Annotated in this window: 12 protein-coding genes and 2 pseudogenes; 11 read left to right on the forward strand and 3 right to left on the reverse strand. The window is 40.8% G+C overall.

The genetic code is table 11. From position 1 onward, the window contains the following. The first annotated feature begins 53 nt into the window (after nucleotides 1-53). The 10 genes and pseudogenes from HWQ42_RS25830 (at nucleotide 54) to HWQ42_RS25875 (ending at nucleotide 13,630) form a co-directional block, all read left to right on the forward strand. Nucleotides 54-2,105: an amylo-alpha-1,6-glucosidase gene (locus HWQ42_RS25830; protein WP_292817073.1), complete on the forward strand. Its 2,052-nt coding sequence runs from the start codon at nucleotides 54-56 to the stop codon at nucleotides 2,103-2,105. Nucleotides 2,106-2,244: 139 nt separating this feature from the next. Continuing rightward, a complete protein-coding gene (locus tag HWQ42_RS25835) occupies nucleotides 2,245-3,246 on the forward strand; it encodes a glutathione S-transferase family protein (protein WP_292817074.1) in 1,002 nt (333 codons plus the stop codon). 34 nt (nucleotides 3,247-3,280) lie between these two features. Further along, nucleotides 3,281-3,736 carry a VOC family protein gene (locus HWQ42_RS25840; protein WP_292817075.1) on the forward strand — a complete coding sequence of 152 codons (456 nt, stop codon included), beginning with the start codon at nucleotides 3,281-3,283 and terminating at the stop codon, nucleotides 3,734-3,736. Between the two features lie 60 nt (nucleotides 3,737-3,796). Further along, a pseudogene (locus tag HWQ42_RS25845) lies at nucleotides 3,797-4,060 on the forward strand (hypothetical protein); the annotation flags it as partial. Nucleotides 4,061-4,418: 358 nt separating this feature from the next. Beyond that, nucleotides 4,419-5,852 carry a HAMP domain-containing sensor histidine kinase gene (locus HWQ42_RS25850; protein WP_292817076.1) on the forward strand — a complete coding sequence of 478 codons (1,434 nt, stop codon included), beginning with the start codon at nucleotides 4,419-4,421 and terminating at the stop codon, nucleotides 5,850-5,852. A gap of 273 nt (nucleotides 5,853-6,125) precedes the next feature. After that, nucleotides 6,126-6,251, forward strand: a pseudogene (locus HWQ42_RS25855) (ATP-binding protein); the annotation flags it as partial. Continuing rightward, the gene (locus tag HWQ42_RS25860; protein ID WP_292817077.1) at nucleotides 6,248-6,922 is read left to right on the forward strand and encodes a response regulator transcription factor; all 675 of its coding nucleotides are present in this window, start codon (nucleotides 6,248-6,250) and stop codon (nucleotides 6,920-6,922) included. The pseudogene HWQ42_RS25855 and the gene HWQ42_RS25860, both read left to right, overlap by 4 nt. A 56-nt stretch (nucleotides 6,923-6,978) precedes the next feature. Beyond that, nucleotides 6,979-7,191, forward strand: a complete 213-nt coding sequence (locus HWQ42_RS25865; protein WP_292737612.1) for a CopG family transcriptional regulator — start codon at nucleotides 6,979-6,981, stop codon at nucleotides 7,189-7,191. A 281-nt stretch (nucleotides 7,192-7,472) separates the two neighbouring features. Further along, entirely contained in the window at nucleotides 7,473-8,783 is a 1,311-nt protein-coding gene (locus tag HWQ42_RS25870; RefSeq protein ID WP_292817078.1) for a hypothetical protein, read from the forward strand. 182 nt (nucleotides 8,784-8,965) lie between these two features. Then, entirely contained in the window at nucleotides 8,966-13,630 is a 4,665-nt protein-coding gene (locus HWQ42_RS25875; RefSeq protein WP_292817079.1) for a response regulator, read from the forward strand. A gap of 18 nt (nucleotides 13,631-13,648) precedes the next feature. Here HWQ42_RS25875 and HWQ42_RS25880 read toward each other — a convergent pair whose 3' ends face one another. Next, on the reverse strand, nucleotides 13,649-14,065 hold the full coding sequence (locus HWQ42_RS25880) for an anti-sigma regulatory factor (protein ID WP_292817080.1): 417 nt from the start codon (nucleotides 14,063-14,065) through the stop codon (nucleotides 13,649-13,651). 150 nt (nucleotides 14,066-14,215) lie between these two features. On the opposite strand from HWQ42_RS25880, the gene HWQ42_RS25885 reads away from it, so the two are divergent. Beyond that, nucleotides 14,216-15,403 carry a SpoIIE family protein phosphatase gene (locus HWQ42_RS25885; RefSeq protein ID WP_292817081.1) on the forward strand — a complete coding sequence of 396 codons (1,188 nt, stop codon included), beginning with the start codon at nucleotides 14,216-14,218 and terminating at the stop codon, nucleotides 15,401-15,403. Between the two features lie 151 nt (nucleotides 15,404-15,554). Here HWQ42_RS25885 and HWQ42_RS25890 read toward each other — a convergent pair whose 3' ends face one another. Then, nucleotides 15,555-15,881 carry an STAS domain-containing protein gene (locus HWQ42_RS25890; RefSeq protein WP_292737603.1) on the reverse strand — a complete coding sequence of 109 codons (327 nt, stop codon included), beginning with the start codon at nucleotides 15,879-15,881 and terminating at the stop codon, nucleotides 15,555-15,557. Between the two features lie 295 nt (nucleotides 15,882-16,176). Beyond that, nucleotides 16,177-18,168, reverse strand: coding sequence for a glycosyltransferase (locus HWQ42_RS25895; RefSeq protein ID WP_292817082.1), 1,992 nt, complete (start codon nucleotides 18,166-18,168; stop codon nucleotides 16,177-16,179). Between the last annotated feature and the right edge of the window lie 199 nt (nucleotides 18,169-18,367).

Genomic DNA, 18,367 nt, shown 5'->3' on the forward strand with positions numbered 1-18,367 from the left:
AAAAGCATGATGGCGATCGTTAATTTTGAATTTAGAGCAAAGTGGCGTGACTTATGTGTATAGAATTTGGGCGGGAAATCTGCGGCAATCTTGACATTGCAGAATCGCGGGAGTGGTTAGTTACTAACGGTATTGGTGGTTACGCCTCTGGAACTGTGGCTGGTTTATTGACTCGCCGCTATCACGGACTACTGGTAGCAGCATTGAAACCACCTTTGGGTCGCACCTTAATGCTGACAAAACTAGATGAAACTGTATTGTATGGCGTTAGCGCAGCTCATCAACAGGAGGCTCGCTCTTATTCTCTAGACACTAATCGTTGGGCAGATGGTATTGTCAGTCCGCATGGTTATCAACATATTGAACGTTTTTCTCTAGAAGGTACAATTCCTGTATGGTCTTTTGCTGTTGCCGATGCCTTATTAGAAAAACGGGTGTGGATGCAACAAGGCGCTAACACAACTTATGTCCAATATACTTTGCGTCGTGCCACTCAACCGCTAAAGTTGACGTTCAAAGCAATGGTCAACTACCGCGATTATCACAGCGACACTCAAAGCAATGGTTGGCAGATGTCTGTAGAGGAGGTGGAACAGGGGATTTGTGTAACTGCTTATCCGGGTGCTGTACCACTGTATCTAGTGAGTGATTCAGCTAAAGGCGATGCCTACGGCGGCAAGCTACGCAGCGTTTCACGTGTTAGTGTATCTGTTGTCCACGATTGGTATCATGGCTTTGACTTAGCGGTTGAACGCTATCGGGGATTGAGAGATAAAGAAGACCACCTCCACGCCGCCACCTTTGAAGTTACACTGAATCCTGGGGAAGCGATCACCTTTGTAGCCAGCACAGAAAAACAATCAAATCTCAATGGTGAAGCGGTCCTGAAGTTACGCCGCGCTCAAGAGCAGAAATTAATAGGATTTTGGAAAACTAATCGACCCCTCAAAACTAAGGAATCACCTAGCTGGATCAACCATCTAGTACTAGCTGCTGACCAGTTTATTGTTGATCGCTCATTGCCAGAAGACCCCTACGGCAAAACCATCATCGCTGGTTATCACTGGTTTAGTGACTGGGGACGCGACACGATGATTAGTCTATCTGGTTTGACAATTTCCACTGGTCGCCCAGAGCTAGCACGCTCAATTCTTCGCACCTTTGCCAGATACGTAGACCAGGGAATGCTGCCTAATCGCTTTCCCGATGCGGGTGAGCAACCAGAATATAATACAGTCGATGCTACTCTCTGGTACTTTGAAGCAGTCCGCGCCTACTACAGCGCTACAGACGATGATACTTTGCTTGGTGAACTCTTTCCCATACTTGCAGACATCATTGATTGGCACTGTCGCGGTACACGTTACAACATCCATCTCGATGCCGCCGATGGCTTACTTTATGCAGGCGTTGCTGGTGTACAACTTACCTGGATGGATGCCAAAGTTGACGATTGGGTAGTTACGCCCCGAATTGGCAAACCGATTGAAGTTAATGCCCTCTGGTATAATGCTTTACGGACAATGGCCAAGTTTGCCCGTCACCTTGGTAAACCACACCAAGAATATGAGGCAATGGCAGAGCGGGCAAAGTATAGATTTTCTCGCTTCTGGAATGAAGAGACTGGTTATTGTTATGACGTTTTAGACAGTGCTGATGGTGATGATTCAGCGTTGCGTCCTAATCAAATATTTGCTGTGTCATTACCAGAAAGTCCGCTCACACCTGCCCAGCAAAGGGGTGTGGTGGAAGCTTGCGGGCGAACGCTGCTAACTTCTTATGGATTGCGATCGCTAGCCCCCGATCATCCTCAGTACCAGGGTAAATACGGTGGCAATCAGTATCAACGGGATGGAGCCTACCACCAGGGAACCGTTTGGGGTTGGTTGTTGGGGCCGTTCGTCTTAGCACACCTGCGCGTCTACAAAAATCCCGAACAGGCTCGTCAATTTTTGGAACCAATGGCTAATCACCTCAACGCGCACGGTGTTGGTAATCTCAGCGAAATTTTTGATGGTGATGCCCCGATGACTCCACGGGGATGCATTGCCCAAGCGTGGACGGTGGCAGAGGTTTTGCGTGCTTGGTTGGCGACAACGAGTTGATACGCCGAACCGTGGTCTGTCTGCAAAGTCGATTTTGTCAAGAATTTTTAAGAAATTAACATCCTTCAGAAAAGGAAAGACGTAATGCTGAAGTAATCCTCAAAAGTTTATAGACACGCTTTAGTGTTAGGAGGAAAATATGGCGTCAGGAATGATGATTGAAGGCAAATGGACTACCAATGGGAATAAATCAGATCCCAATGGTAAGTTCAAGGAAACGCCGACAACGTTTCGCGATCGCGTCACCGCCGATGGTTCTAGTGGGTTTAAGGCAGAAGCAGGACGCTATCACCTCTACGTTTCCTTGGCGTGTCCGTGGGCGCATCGCACTTTAATTATGCGAGAAATCAAAGGTTTGAATGATGTAATCTCAGTCTCTATCGTCGATCCGATTATGAGCGACAAGGGATGGATGTTTTCTGAAGCACCGGGAGCTATTCCTGACTGGGTAAATCACACTCAATATTTGCAAGAGATTTATCTAAAAGCTAATCCCAAATACACAGGACGAGTCACTGTTCCAGTGTTGTGGGATAAGCAAACTCAAACAATCATCAATAACGAATCTCGCGAAATCATGCGGATGTTTGACGTAGAGTTTGGGGAATTGGCAACACAAAAAATAGACTTATACCCACACGAACTACAGCATCAGATTGATGAAACGATCGATGCAATTTATCTACCAATCAATGTTGGTGTATATCGCGCTGGTTTTGCGACTTCGCAAGCAGCCTACGAAGATGCGGTAACAGAACTTTTCGAAAGTTTAAATCAATGGGAAACCATTCTGAGCAAGCAGCGCTATTTATGTGGCAATCAACTCACCGAAGCCGATATTTGTATGTTTGTAACTCTGTATCGCTTCGACTCAGTGTATTACGGTCACTTTAAGTGCAATTTGCGGCGAATTATCGACTATCCAAATCTCTGGAATTATTTACTAGACCTATATCAGCGTCCTGAGTTCAAAGCAACCTGCAATCTAGACTATACCAAGCGCGGTTATTACATGAGTATGACTGATATTAATCCAAATCGAATTGTACCGAAGGGGCCGATTATTGATTTTGACCAACGGCACGATCGCGAGCGCTTCACTAAGGCGTCTCGTAGAGAAGTTATCGCTCCCTATTCATAAAAAAGAAATTGCACAATCCAACTGGAGCAACACCATGAGCCTTGTATCAGGTATCCACCATGTTGCAGTGGTGACAGCAGATATCGACCGCTTTATCGACTTCTATACTGATGTATTCGAGATGCCAGTAATCTTTCAAGAGACGACCCCAGCTTTTCGTCACGCACTTCTGCTAGCTGGATCGCAGAGCGTGCTTCACGCAGCAGAGATGCCTAATAATATTCATAGTTCTGGATTGCCGGATATGTTTGGACGGGGACACATCGACCACTTAGCTTTGAATGCCCCAACAGAATCAGCATTTCAGATTATCCGCCGCAAACTGATAGATCGAGGAGTGAGTGATGGCGCGATCGCTGACCTTGGTCCAGTACTTAACTTATCATTTTCCGATCCTGATGGTATGCATATCGAAGTTTGCCTCATCATCGATGCTTCACTCCAGGGTTTTCACCAACCGCGGCCATATCTAGAGATTATCAATCAATAGGTTGAAGTTACCGTTAGCCTCCTTCGCTTTTTGTGGTTCATTAATAATGTCGCTCTCGTCTTAACCAGAATTTTCTGACAAAAGGATTCTGGGAAACGTCCTGTTTATGGTGGAATGCAAAAGTTTCAAAACGATCCACACTGGCAAAATTTGATTTTATTTTATGAGTATTTTCATGGTGATAACTGAGCCGGAATTAGCGCTAGTCATCAAACTGGCTGGACAGGTTTAGTTGCCAAATTAATCCAGCAATTTGGTGAATATGAAGCACAGGATCAAGAACCAGAAATAGAGAAGGATAAAAACGCGATCGCTTTAACATAACAACATCCAAATCTGATTCTCTCTCGCCTTCATCAAAAAGGTTTGTTGTTACCAACCCGCCTCGGAATCAATTTCGAGGATTAAAAATTTTAAGGGAATTCTCAGCAAAAATTCATTTAATTACTAGTAAATACATTTAGACTATTATTAGACAAGAGTTAGCGGATTTTGAGAGGGCGATAAAATAAAAATTTTTAGCAATCTTTTTGGAATAGCTGCACTTTTGAATATATGTATACAAAAGAGGTAAGTTCAAATCAGTTATAACTAAAGATGTCGCGGTTAACAGTAATTTTATATTTAGCAGTCTGATTTTATTTTTGAAACTTTATTAAACACCGAAAACGCAACCGAAACAGTGAAGCAAATCATAAAAGTTGGGATAAATATAGATCCCTTTTCCTTACAGTCACGCCTCACAGTTGGTATTGCATCATTTTCAGCTTTGGTATTAGGTAGCCTTGCTACATGGACTAGTTGGAAAATGCAGCAAATTTTAGTTGATAGTCATAAATATAATATAGAAGAAATTGCCAAGCGCTTGCCGCAAGATGTGCAAATTTATAGTGAAATGATGCAACCTGAAACTGGGTTACAAAAGGCTATTAATAATTTGGCAAATACCAATACATTATTATGGCTAAAAAGTCCCGATAATAAAATTTTAGCAAAATCTACCACTTTAGATTTATTATCTGATACTACGATAGCTGAGTTAATGACCCTGACTAAAATGCCGATTAAACCACAAGTTTACAAAGTGAACCAAAGCTATTTTGTTTTATGTGGTAGTACTGTGCAAGTGCAGGGTAAGTTACTGGGTGAGTTATTTGTAGTCAAGGATATTACCCGCGAACAGAGAATGTTTGTGGTAATGGTGCAGAGTTTAGGTATTACTAGTGTTTTGGCAGTTATTGTTTTAACTGTTGCGATCGCATTTTATATTAAGCGTTCTTTGCAACCTCTGCGCCAGCTAAATCAAATGGCTTCTGTGATTTCTGCTGAAGATTTAGGACAAGCGCAGCTATATTTTGATAATGCACCCAGTGAAGTTAAAGAATTAGCTCAAACTTTAACTATGCTGTTATCACGCCTTTCCCAGTCATGGGAGCAAGAGCGAGAATTTGTGAGTAATGTTTCTCACGAATTACGCACGCCTTTGACAATTGTACATGGTTATTTGCAAAGCGTCTTACGAAGGCAGAATAATTTAACTCAAACTCAGCAAGAAGCTTTAGAAACTGCGGCATCAGAAGCTGAACGCACTATTCGTCTGCTACAAGATTTACTTGATTTAGCCCGTGCAGATAGCGGTTACTTATACTTTCAAATGAAATCTTATGTGCTGAATGACTTGGTTGAAGAAGTTGTCATGATGGCAAAAAAATATAGCGATCGCACAATTACAATCGAGTCAGAAATTTATCCAATTGAGATCAAAGCAGATTATAGTCGCTTTAAACAAGTGTTATTAAATTTAATTGATAACGCCATTAAGTATTCTGATGCTAACACACCCATAATTTTTAAGTTAAATCAGCTTCAAGATCGGGCTATTATTCAAGTTTGTGATAAAGGTTATGGCATTCCTTTACAACAGCAAGCACGCATATTTGAGAGATTTTATCGTGTAGATGAATCTCGCTCTCATAAGACTGGGGGTTGTGGTTTGGGCTTATCGATTGTTAAGACTCTTGTAGAAGGTATGGGAGGTAGTGTCAGTGTGGAATCAAAGTTAGGAGAAGGGAGTATGTTTACAATCAGTTTACCTACATATAGTAATTCTATCTGATTTGTAAAAATTGCAAGACTCAGATCCCCAGTTTCTTGATTTGATTGCAGACATAGTACAGATGACAGAGAAATTTGGCGTTGCTGAATTCCAGGATAAAAATGATTTTGCGTGATTTCAAAACCTTTGTAGATATTTGGCAATGCAACATTTCTACACCAATATTCATACATCTAATTAGCAATGCCAGAAATTTAAGCATCGGGTAATCTATTTGGAAGTCACCCCGTTTCCTGTGAAAATAAAGGCAGCCCTCCTTTAACTGGCAAAGCAAGTTTGGGTTTATCGATTGTGAAATACCTAACCGAAGGTATGGGAGGCAAAATTGCCATTCTTTCAAAGCCAGGTTATGGTAGCACTTTTATTCTTACATTACCTGCTTTAGGAGCAAAAATATGACAGCACATATCCTTTTGGTGGAAGATGAAGTCAAACTGGCGCGATTTGTCGAATTAGAGCTTAATAGCGAAGGATACCGGGTAAGTGTTGCCCATGATGGCATCGCGGGCTTGACTCTGGCGCGAGATTCATCACCAGATTTAGCAATTCTGGATTGGATGCTTCCAGGGTTGACGGGTTTGGAAATTTGTCGACGCTTGCGAACAACAGGTAGTACAGTACCAGTGATTTTGTTGACAGCAAAAGATGAAGTGAGCGATCGCGTCGCCGGATTAGATGCAGGAGCCGATGATTATGTAGTTAAGCCATTCAGCATTGAGGAACTATTAGCTAGAATTCGCGCTCATCTCCGGCGCACGCAAGAAACAGACGAGGATTTGTTGCAATTTGAAGATTTAAGCTTAAATAAGCGCACTCGTGAAGTATTTCGGGAAAAACGAAGCATTCAGTTAACAGCAAAAGAATTTGACTTATTAGAATATCTCCTTTCACATCCCCGTCAAGTATTTACTAGAGATCAAATTTTAGAGAAAGTTTGGGGTTACGATTTCATGGGTGATTCTAATATTATTGAAGTATATATTCGTTATTTGCGACTTAAGTTAGAAGAAAATAATGAAAGACGTTTGATTCATACAGTCCGTGGTGTAGGCTATGCACTACGGGAGTAATCGTAATGACGTGGTGATTTCGAGAAAAAGCAACATATTCAAGATCCAAAAAAATTATGAAGAAAAAATGGGCTGTTAAACGACTGACAGTAAATCTCACAACCGAGGAAATGAAGAAACTTGAACAATACTGTACTCTCACAGGAAGACCAGCAACAGATGTAATTCGAGAATTGCTCCGAAGTCTTGAAATTGACAATGCTGAAAACTCTGAAATGGGAACAGCAGACTCAAAAATCACTGTTGGCAGTTCGTCAAAATCACACTAACTATCGGCTCGAATATAGCGTTTCCTAATCAGAATCAGCTACAGCTTAACCTCACTCCCAACCCCTTGATAAAAAGAGGGGTTGGGGGTGAGGTTTTAATATGTACTTCATGCACCTGGGAACTTCTATATCCCACCAAATTAACGCCTTTACGCCTTTTACCTTTCCTATGTCTTAACAAGCATCGATTATGGGCATCATAATCCCAGTCCGAATACATCAGCTAGCAACCAGAAAACTATTTGGTGGCAAGTTTTTCATTTCAAATATAGTATCAACCTATGGTATATAGTTTTAGACCCTATCTATTTGTTTCTCCATATAGTTTGTACACTGTATTTCTTTTGGGATGCCTACAGATTCAATTGGGAGTAATCTGTAGCGTAGGTATTTGGATATTATCAGAAGCTAAATTACAAGCAGCCCAAGCACATCAGACCTGGAAATCACCTTCAGAATTGACTGAGCAAGTCACCACAGTAAATCCTGAGTCAGCAGAGCAATACTCAAAACCACTCCCCTATCGATTAAAATCAACACCTATTTTGCTGGCGGCACCCGAAAACTTCAATCCTGATTTGCGATTACCGCCATCGCTACCCGAACCACCGCAGCAGAATTCTAGCCCACCATCGCTACCCGAACCACCCCAGAATTCTAGCCCACCAACAACTGCCACCGAACCAAAAACGCCGGATGCAGTTTTGGAAAGTATTCATACAGACTATCACTATGAGACAGACAACTTTGGCCAAACTAATTTTTTCCTAGAACCAACAGTTCAGTTTCGATTGAGAAATGGCAATAAAATATTTTTCAAGACAGGTTTTAACTTCTTTGAGCAACGCGGTGTTGAATCAATTACCAATTTTCCCTTGCAAGTTGGATGGCAAGGAAAAATTGGACAAGTGACTCTACAAACAGCAGCCGGAGTCGATGTGTTCAATCGTTTACCTACAGCTATCAATCTCAATGTTAAGGTGGATGCTCCCATTTCGCTGCCGCGAGTTTCGTCATCAGGTCGATTGCTATCGGCAGTAATAATATCAGGTAATTTAGAACAAGGGCCTTATAAATCCAATGCTCGAACTTTAGACAATCAAATTACTACTTGGCGATTTGGGCCTGATTTATACTGGCAGATTGACCGTAATACCAGCTTATTTTCGTCATTGCGTTTGGGTAGTTACAACGATGGTAATTCCGAGGTGCAGTCTTTTAGTAGGTTAGAGCGCAAGTTCGGACAATTTTCTTTGGCAGCTAACTTATTCACTTGGAGTTACGATCGCGATTTAGAACGCACAAGCGGTTATTTTTCTCCACCAGATTTCTTAGTTTACAACGGTGAAGTAGCTTGGGAGGGAGATATTGCTCAATTCTTACGCTGCCGCCTCGCTGCCAACTTAGGACGACAGCGACTTAAAGGAGAATTTGACAACGCCAATACCTATCAAACGCGCTGTACGGTAAAACTGTCGCCCAGTATAGAAGCAGACTTGGGCTATAGCTTTAGTAATGTCCGCAATCAAGAAACCGGGAGAAGTGCCTACGGTGGTAATTCCTTCACAGGACAGTTGCGGGTCAAATTTTAGGAGGCAGGGGCAGAATTCAAAATTCAAAATGAATATAGAATCAAACGTGCTATATATTTTTGATTTTTTGATTTTCTTCAAATTATAAACTTTGACTATCAATTGTCTTCTGAATTCTGACTCCTGAATTCTGAATTCTGAATTCTATTTTTTTAAAATCTAAAATGGTATAAGACTGAAGAATGAAAGCATCATTACCTGATAACGAAAAACAGCGAATCGAATCTCTTTTGCAGTATAAAATACTCGATACCCCTTCGGAAGCTGCCTTTGACGACCTGACCCGTTTAGCCTCATCTATTTGTGGAACTCCCATTGCTTTAATCAGCTTAATTGATACTAATCGTCAGTGGTTCAAGTCAAAAGTTGGTTTGGATGCTCTAGAAACACCCCGAGATATGGCATTCTGCGCCCATGCGATTCTGCAACCTGAAGTTTTTATTGTGCCTGATGCCACAGAAGACGAAAGGTTTGCAACAAACCCGCTAGTCACCTCTAACCCGAATGTTCGGTTTTATGCTGGTGTGCCGCTGACTAACCCTGAAGGATATACGTTAGGAACACTTTGTGTCATTGACCATGTACCAAGAAACCTCTCTCCAGAACAATTTGAAGCATTACGAATTCTAGGTCGCCAGGTAATTAAGCAACTAGAAATGCGGCGCACCTTAGCAAGTTTAGTATTGGCGAGTGATACACGCAAACAGGTGCAGAAGATACGCAAACAATTTTTAAAAAAGGTTGCCGTCGGGTTTGGCTTGGCGTCAGCAATTTTAGTCCTGATTGGCACGATCTCGTACAAGAGTACAGAAGTGTTGATTAATACTAGTAAAAAGTTGAACAAGACCCAACTGACAATCAACAATTTGCAAGAACTACTGTCTAACATCAAGGATGCAGAAACGGGACAACGCGGTTATATACTCACTAAACAGGATGCGTATCTCAAACCATATCAGACAGCAATTAGTAAACTTACTCCTGAAATTAAGGAGCTAAAAAAATTAATAGCAGATGATTCTAAGCAAGTGAGTCAACTAAATACACTTCAACGCCTGATTACAGTAAAACTGAACGAACTAAAAAAGACTATCGACTTGCGCCAGAATTTAGGATTAGATGCTGCATTATTGGTAATAAATACAGATCGGGGAAATAACTTAATGAGTGATATCCGCAATATCATTCATGAGATGGAAAAAAAAGAGACAGAAAAACTTCAGCAGCAGTTAAAAATCACAAACAATAGTGCCCGCAATACTCTTTTGATACATGCGATCGCTGTTTGCCTAAGTTTCCTGGTTCTGGCTATAGTCTACTACTTGATTTATCGTGAGGCAAAAGAACGTAAATTAACAGAGGAAACACTGAATCAAGAACGCAATTTTATTTCAGCAGTCCTTGATACAACGAGCGCTTTGGTAATAGTTCTTGATCCTAAAGGGCAAATAGTTCGCTTCAATCAAGCTTGTGAAAAAACTACTGGTTACTCATTTGATGAGGTGAAAGGAAGATATTTCTGGAACTTGTTTCTACCTCCTGAAGAGATGGAGCCAGTTAAAGCAGTTTTTGAGCAGTTGCGATCTGGTGAAGCACCTAAAGAATACGAAAGCCATTGGCTAACTAAGGATGGCAGTCGGCGACTGATTGTCTGGACTAACACTATCTTACAAAACCATGAGGGCTACGTTGAATACATTGTTGCCACAGGTATCGACATCAGCGATGTCTTCGAGGAACTTCGCTTACGCCAACAAACTGAACAGCATCTGAAAGCAGAGTATGTTACAACTCGCATCTTAGCAGAGTCAACTACAATCAATGAAGCCATGCCCCAAATCCTCCAAGGAATCTGCGAAACTTTGGGATGGGATTTAAGTGAATTTTGGATGCTAGATGGGCGAGCAAATGTACTTTGTTTGCTGAATTCATGGTATAAAATCTCCTTCGAGATGCAAGAGTTTGACATCCTGAGTCGGCAGATTAAGTTTACACCAGGAATTGGTCTGCCTGGTCGTGTCTGGGCTAGTCTTGAACCTGTTTGGATCGCTGATGTTGTTAAAGATCGGAGTTTTATCCGCTCTCAAATCGCTGCCGAAGCAGAACTGCACGGAGCTTTCGGTTTTCCGATCCGTAGTGGTAAAAAAATTATCGGTGTGATTACCTGCTTGAGCCATGAAATCCAGCAAGCTGACCCAGATTTGGCAAAAGTCATGAATTCGATTGGTGAGCAAGTAGGACAGTTTATTGAGCGTAAGCAGGCAGAAGAACAACTCCAACGCCAAAACTTGCGATCGCAACTATTTACTGAAATCACCCTCAAAATTCGTCAGTCTTTGCAAATCAAAGAAATTCTCCAAATCACTGTCACCGAGGTACAAAAAATTCTCCATAGCGACCGAGTTTTGATTTATCAGCCTTTGACAGATGGCTCTAGAGCTACCGTGGTTGAGGCAGTAATTTCTGGCTGGTTGGCAATTAAAGATAAAGAGCTAGTCGATACTTACTTTCAAGCCGAATACATCCAACAGTACTATCTACAACAGTACCGTCAAAAACCGAATCTAGGGCTTGCTGACTTGGATATAGCTGAAGTCCAAAAAAACCATCTTGAATTACTGCAACAATTTGGAGTCCAGTGTAATTTAGTCATACCCATTCTTGTTAAAGAAGAACTCTGCGGTTTACTGATTGTCCATCAGTGCGGCACTTCCCGCCAATGGTCTAGCTTTGAAACTCATCTTTTACGGCAAATAGCTGACCAAGTAGGTATTGCCTTAGCTCAAGCCCAAATGTTAGATGCAGAAACTCAACAGCGACGAGAACTCGAAATTGCTCGTCAGCAAGCTGAATTAGCTTCTCAAACCAAAAGTGCTTTTTTGGCCAACATGAGCCATGAAATTCGGACTCCCATGAATGCTGTGTTGGGGATGACAAGCTTAATGTTAGAAACTCCCCTAAACTCCGAGCAGCGGGATTTTATGGAAACAATTCGCATTAGTGGTGATGCTCTCTTAAGCCTGATCAACGAAATTTTGGATCTTTCCAAACTAGAGGCTGGGGAAATGGCACTAGAAACTCTAGATTTTGATTTATCTACCTGTGTAGAAGAAGTATTGGAATTATTAGCTCCCTCAGCCCATCAGAAGGGATTAGAAATTGCCGGATTAATCTACAGCAACGTCCCCACCCAGCTCCAAGGCGATGCTGGCCGCTTGCGACAAATTATCATGAACCTGATTAGCAATGCGATTAAGTTCACCAGCAATGGAGAGGTAGTATTACGAGCAGAATTGCGATCGCTTTCCCTGACTACAGCCACCATCTATTTTGCGATCGTAGATACCGGTCTTGGCATTACTCCTGAAGATCAATCCAAACTCTTTAAGCCATTTACTCAAGTAGATGCTTCCACCACCCGTAAATATGGCGGCACAGGTTTGGGATTAGCCATCTGCAAGCAACTGGTAAGCTTGATGGGAGGAGAAATGGGTGTAGAAAGTCGGTTGGGCAAAGGATCTAAGTTTTGGTTTGAAGTAACTCTCCCCAAACAACTTAACTCTATTTCCTTAGAAGGCGAACGCGAACTTTTGGTCAATCGGCGCTTGTTAGTGGTGGATGATAATGCTACTAATCGCAAAATCATTTACCATCAAGCTACCCGTTGGGGGATGCTGGTGGATCAAGCTGCTTCGGCTACTACTGCCCTCAAAGCTATTCAGGAAGCCGCCAAACAAAAAAATTTCTATGACATAGCTGTGATTGATATGCAGATGCCAGAAATAGATGGCATGACTTTAGGAGAACAAATTAAAGCAAATTCAGCGATCGCTGGGCTACCTTTGATTATGCTTACTTCTACTAATCAACGCGATGAAATTCAGCGATCGCTAAAAATAGGATTTGCAGCTTATTTAGTCAAACCTGTTAAGCCGTCGCGACTCCTCGATACCATCATGACTATTTTAGGAACGCACCCAGAAGAGGAGTCAGAGGTCAAAATTCCGGATTTAAAACTAAAAAATCCTGAAAACAACCGCAACTATTATTCTCCTAAATCCCATAAATTAAGGATTCTCTTAGCCGAAGATAATTTGGTGAATCAGAAAGTCGCTTTGAAGCAACTCCAAAACCTGGGTTATAGTGCTGATGTCGCTGGTAATGGGCAAGAAGTTTTGCAGCTATTAGAAAAAATTCCCTACGATTTAATTCTGATGGATTGCCAAATGCCAGTTCTCGATGGTTTAGAAACCACAAAAGAAATTCACCGTTTGCAAGAAAGCTATTTTGCTAGTGGTTATCGTCCGGTGGTAATTGCAATGACAGCTAATGCGATGAGAGAAGACCAACAAATGTGTCTAGATGCTGGAATGGATGACTATTTGAGCAAGCCAGTAATAAAAGAAGATTTGGCAGCGACGCTAGAGCGTTGGGGAAATGTGATATCTGAGGCAAAAGAAGCAGCTGCCTTGGAGGAAACAGTTTGTACAACAGATGTAGGTTCAGTTAACCTCCCAATTGATTGGAAACGCTTGCACCAACTCTCAGAAAATAACCCAGAATTTGAATTGGAACTACTGCAAATATTTGTTGAGGATATTCAACCTCGTCTAGAGTTAATTAAAATAGCGATCACAGCTCATGACTTTGAGCAAATAACGCTCCAAGGTCATCAAATTAAAGGTGCTAGTGCCAATATGGGAATTACAACCATGCATCTGGCAGCAGAAAAACTAGAACAATTAGCTTACAAACAAGAGCGTCGAGGTGCTAATAATTTAATCTTAGAGTTAGAAGACTTTATTAAACGCATCCAAGAGTTTTTAATGATAACTCCTAACTCCTAACTCTTCTCATAGGTATCTTTAATAAGATTTACTAATAAATAAACAGTAACGATTATCTGCTGTTGGCTCATAGCTCAACTTGTCGGCAATGGCGGATAGAATTTTTAAACCACGTCCGCGCTCTTGAACGTTACCCTCAAATTCAGATGTTTGCCGTAATTTTTGCTCTAAGTCAAAGGGCTGTCCTTGAGAGCAGATACGGATTTCTATGTATTTATCTAACCGCACAGCTTCTATCTCAATAGGAGTTTCAATAGGCAAATTTTTATGGGCATGTTCAACAATGTTAGTAAAGCCTTCTATCAAAAGTGTTTGACATTGCCACCAAATTTCTTGATCGGGAATAGGTGGTTGATTCATCTGCTCGAACCAAGACAAAACTTGAGGTGAAGCTGTCAGGTCTGTATTTACTTTAAGATAAATTTTCTGATTCACTTCTTAACTAAGGCAATATTTTTTAATCATCATATTCGTTAATTAGTTTATTCAATTTGAGTATTTTTACTATACATTAAAAATTAAATTGCATATAACTTAAATTAAAGCAACTATTTAGCGAACATTTTACTTAATAAATTGTAATTTATGTTTAAAATTCTGGTTATTGATGACGATCCGACAGTACGAGCTGTCCTGAAAAGTACGCTCCAAAGACAGGGTTATGAGATTACTGTAGCCAGCAATGGCGAAGAAGGAATTAGACAAGCACAACTGCTACATCCGGCTTTGATCATCTGTGACTGGATGATGTCACAAGTAGATGGGCTAGAAGTGTGTCGTCGAATTAGAACAGATCCAGAGTTAGCAACTACTTTTTTTATTCTATTGACAGCTAGGGGAGCAGCTCGAGGAGAGGAGGAAGATAGAGTTAGGGGACTTGACGCTGGAGCTGATGAGTTTATCTCTAAACCAATAGAGATGAATGAATTGAAAGCACGCGTAAGAGCAGGACTAAGGTTACACCAACTAAATCAGGATTTACAAAGTCAAAAGCAAGTTTTGGAGACACTCAATCAGGATTTGCAAACCCAAAAGCAAATTTTAGAAGCAGAATTGTCTGAAGCAGCAGCCTATGTGCGATCGCTTTTACCCTTACCACTTGTAGGAGCAGTAACTACAGAAAATCTGTTTATTCCCTCAGCACAGCTAGGCGGTGATTCCTTCGACCATTATTGGATTGACGAGGATCGTTTGGTAATTTATTTGTTAGATGTATCAGGTCATGGAGTAGGTTCAGCCCTCTTATCAGTTTCAGTGTTAAATGTTTTGCGATCGCAATCTCTACCAAACACTAATTTTTGTCAACCAAGCGAAGTCCTCAGAGCGCTCAATCATGCTTTCCAAATGAGCAAACATGGTGATAAATACTTTACAATCTGGTATGGAGTTTATCACCGCCTTAAACGTCAACTGATTTATGCCAATGCTGGACATCCACCAGCTTTACTGTTATCTAATCCCTCCACGAACAACATCGAACTTAAACAGCTAAATTCTTTAGATTTACCAATTGGCTTTCTGCCTGAAGTTCAATTTGAGGATGCTATTTTTGAAGTCGACGAAAACAGCACTTTATACATCTTTAGTGATGGTGTTTATGAAATTAATCAGTCAGATGGTAAAATTTGGGGGATCGACGCTTTCATTGACTTATTAACCAAATATAGTCAGAATACCTGTAACATCAATCAACTATTAGCGAAAATTCTCACCTTAAATACTCAAGACAATCTTGATGATGACTTATCTTTAGTAAAAGTTAACTTTGGTTAGAATAGTCAATTCGCTTCTCTACGAGACGCTCTGCCTAGCTTGCTTCTCCGTAGGAGTAAGCTCTCATTAAAAATTATTATTCTCCTTAATTTTCAACTTTTAATTAATACAATCTCAATTATGCATACTTAAATTGAGATTGCATAATAGCTTATTGCGTTGCCAATATTTGGCGATGAAATTCATCTTTGTCAGCAAAGGTTTGGAAAATTCTATCCATTTTAGTCAGTTCAAATAACATCCTGACTTGATCGCTTATTGAACAAACAAACAGTTTAGCGTTAGCAGTTCGTACCATTTGCATCGCTGATACTAAAGCACCTAGACCAGAGCTATCAATAAACTTCACATCTTTCATGTCGATTAACAAAATATCAGCTCCATTTGCTAGCATACCGCTAACTTCACGACGTAGCTCGTTACCTCTAATACCATCTAAGATTCCAGATATTTCTAGTACTTTTACGCTCAAGTTCATGGTTTTATTTCTCTATTGTGTAGTTATATTTTGGCATTTAATTAATACAAACTGCAATAAATAAACTCTAGAATTAGCTTTGTTTTAATACTGGTTGATTACTATGATTTGCAATAATAGTAAAAAAGCTAGCATCAACCCATTGCCGATAAATTTAAAAAGCTAGTTTCAAAATAGCCACCTTTTTGACCTAACTCTCGTGACCACAAACGAGACAGAATAAGTACGCTATCGAGTTGCATAAATACTTTATTTAACTCTGATTCATAACAACCTATCGCTGCGACTTTTTCTTCTAAACTTCTTTTGGAGGCTGCCAAACAGATGCGCGGATGATTGCCCACAAAAGTAATAAATTATAAATAGCCCATACACTATTAAGCAGGTGAACATCAGGATTATTTAAATGACCAGTGGCGAATTGGTAAAGACTCCATAATATCCCTAAAATGGTAAGGGTAAAAACAAGCAACTGCGGCCAAACAAGCCGGAGATAAATTCCAGATTGACGTTGCTTAGGTGTTACTTGAAAATTGATTTTTTGTCCTGTAAACACACTCCATACAGCCTGGATTAATAAAGGGAATAAAGCGATCGCATATTGTTCATAACGCCAAATTTCTTTCGCTGGAATGCCCCAAGTAGCTGTAAGGAAAGTGAGACGGTTAATAATAAAAGCTGGGAAAAAGTGTACCGCAAAGTCAGGTCCGTAGCTTTTGACTGGAACAATGTCCGTAAAAAAATAGATAATTGGACAAGCAATAAAAACCAGAGTTGCAAAACCAGAGAAATAACTATACATCGTCTTGAAATATTGCAACCTTTGCCAAAATGTTAGCCCTGATTTTGTCAGTGGATTTTCCTTCAGTAGCACTTGGATAGTTCCTTGTGCCCAGCGTAGCCGCTGTTTAAGAGTAGAACTTAGATCGTCTGGCGCTAAACCTTCTGCTAAAAGTTCATTGTGATAAATAGATTTCCAGCCAGCACTATGCAGACGCATGGCTGTATTCATATCTTCCGTAATGCTATTACTGGATACGCCACCAACTAAATCAAATTCATCTAAACGTTTTTCATCTTTGGCAAATTCATCAGCAAAATTTTGCAGTCCTACACTAACTAATGCCTCACGTCTGAGGATCGCATTTGTGCCTGTATAGAACGCAGCATTCATGCCATCTTTACCTTGTTGAAGTGGGCCATAAAATAAATTTGCTCGATGTCCAAAAGGATCACCTGGAGGAATATTGTAAAAATCCTGGCGGGTCTGCACAAAAGCAATTTGATTCTGGTCGTATTTTCCTGTTGAAAGATTATAGGTGTAGAAATAAGGCAGAACGCGCTTGAGAAAATTTCGCTTGGGAATGTGGTCAGCATCTAGAGTAACAATAAAATTGCCTGCCGTTTCTCCAGAAAAAATTGCGTAATTGATGTTGCCGGCTTTAGCATGATGTGCTATACCAGGCGTCTTAGGACGAGCAATGTAACGAAAACGAGCCAGTTCAACTAGTTCTAGTTCTTTATTATAAATAGCTTCTTCTAAAGTTTTCCGTTCGATAATTAGGCGATCGCGCAGCGTCTTGGCAGGATAATTGCTAATAGTATGATGTACTGGAGGCAGCCAAAGAATCAGCGATCGCAAATTTTGTACAAATCCAGCCGCAGGCTGGTTCATCACTGATTCTGATGTTTGCAGCCATTGTTCGGCAGCTTGAGTATTAGATGTCAAACTTTCCAGTTGCTTCAAGCGCTCCAACAAACCAGAATGTTCTGCATCAATCCGTTCCGCTTCTAGCTGTAATTGTGCTGACTGCAAATCTTCAATACACAATCTTTCTGTCATCGTTCGCATATCAGCCGAGTTACCATCATCCAGCACATAAACGCGTAACTTGATTGGCGGATAATCCATTGCCAGAGCAGCTTTGGCAGTTTCTTCGACAATTTCCGGCGGCTCATTGTAGCAGGTTACAAACACATCTACTGTTGGCCAGTCGGCTCTGGGTATGGGTGGGGTCATCTGGTCGAGAGACTTAATTTGTCTAACCAAAGGTCGCCACAACCCAATTACAAACATTACGCCACCGAAATAGCTGTAAATCTCAGCTATCAGTAAAGGAATAGAAATCCAGAGGGCATCAAAATTGATCGAATGGGTGACGCGCCATTGCAAATACCAGATACCAAAAATTAAATTGATTTCCGCTAAATAACGAAATAACAGCGTTCTTTTTTTGAGTAATGAGCGGCTGTTACCAGAAAAGTTTGTCAGAGAAACTGAAGTCATCTTAGTCCCGATAGTTAATTTATCTGCATCCCCATCAAAATAAGTATTCCCTAGTTAAATTTGTGACTAACAATTTTTTCTCAATCAACCTAAAATTGGCCTTGCTAAATTGAGCTACAAATCTAGATGTAGAGACGTAGCATTGATACGTCTCTACAAGGATTTTGGTATTACCGGCGGAAATAAACCAATCATTCCA

The organism is Nostoc sp. JL23 (genome assembly GCF_017115065.1).
Lineage (GTDB): Bacteria > Cyanobacteriota > Cyanobacteriia > Cyanobacteriales > Nostocaceae > Nostoc > Nostoc punctiforme_A.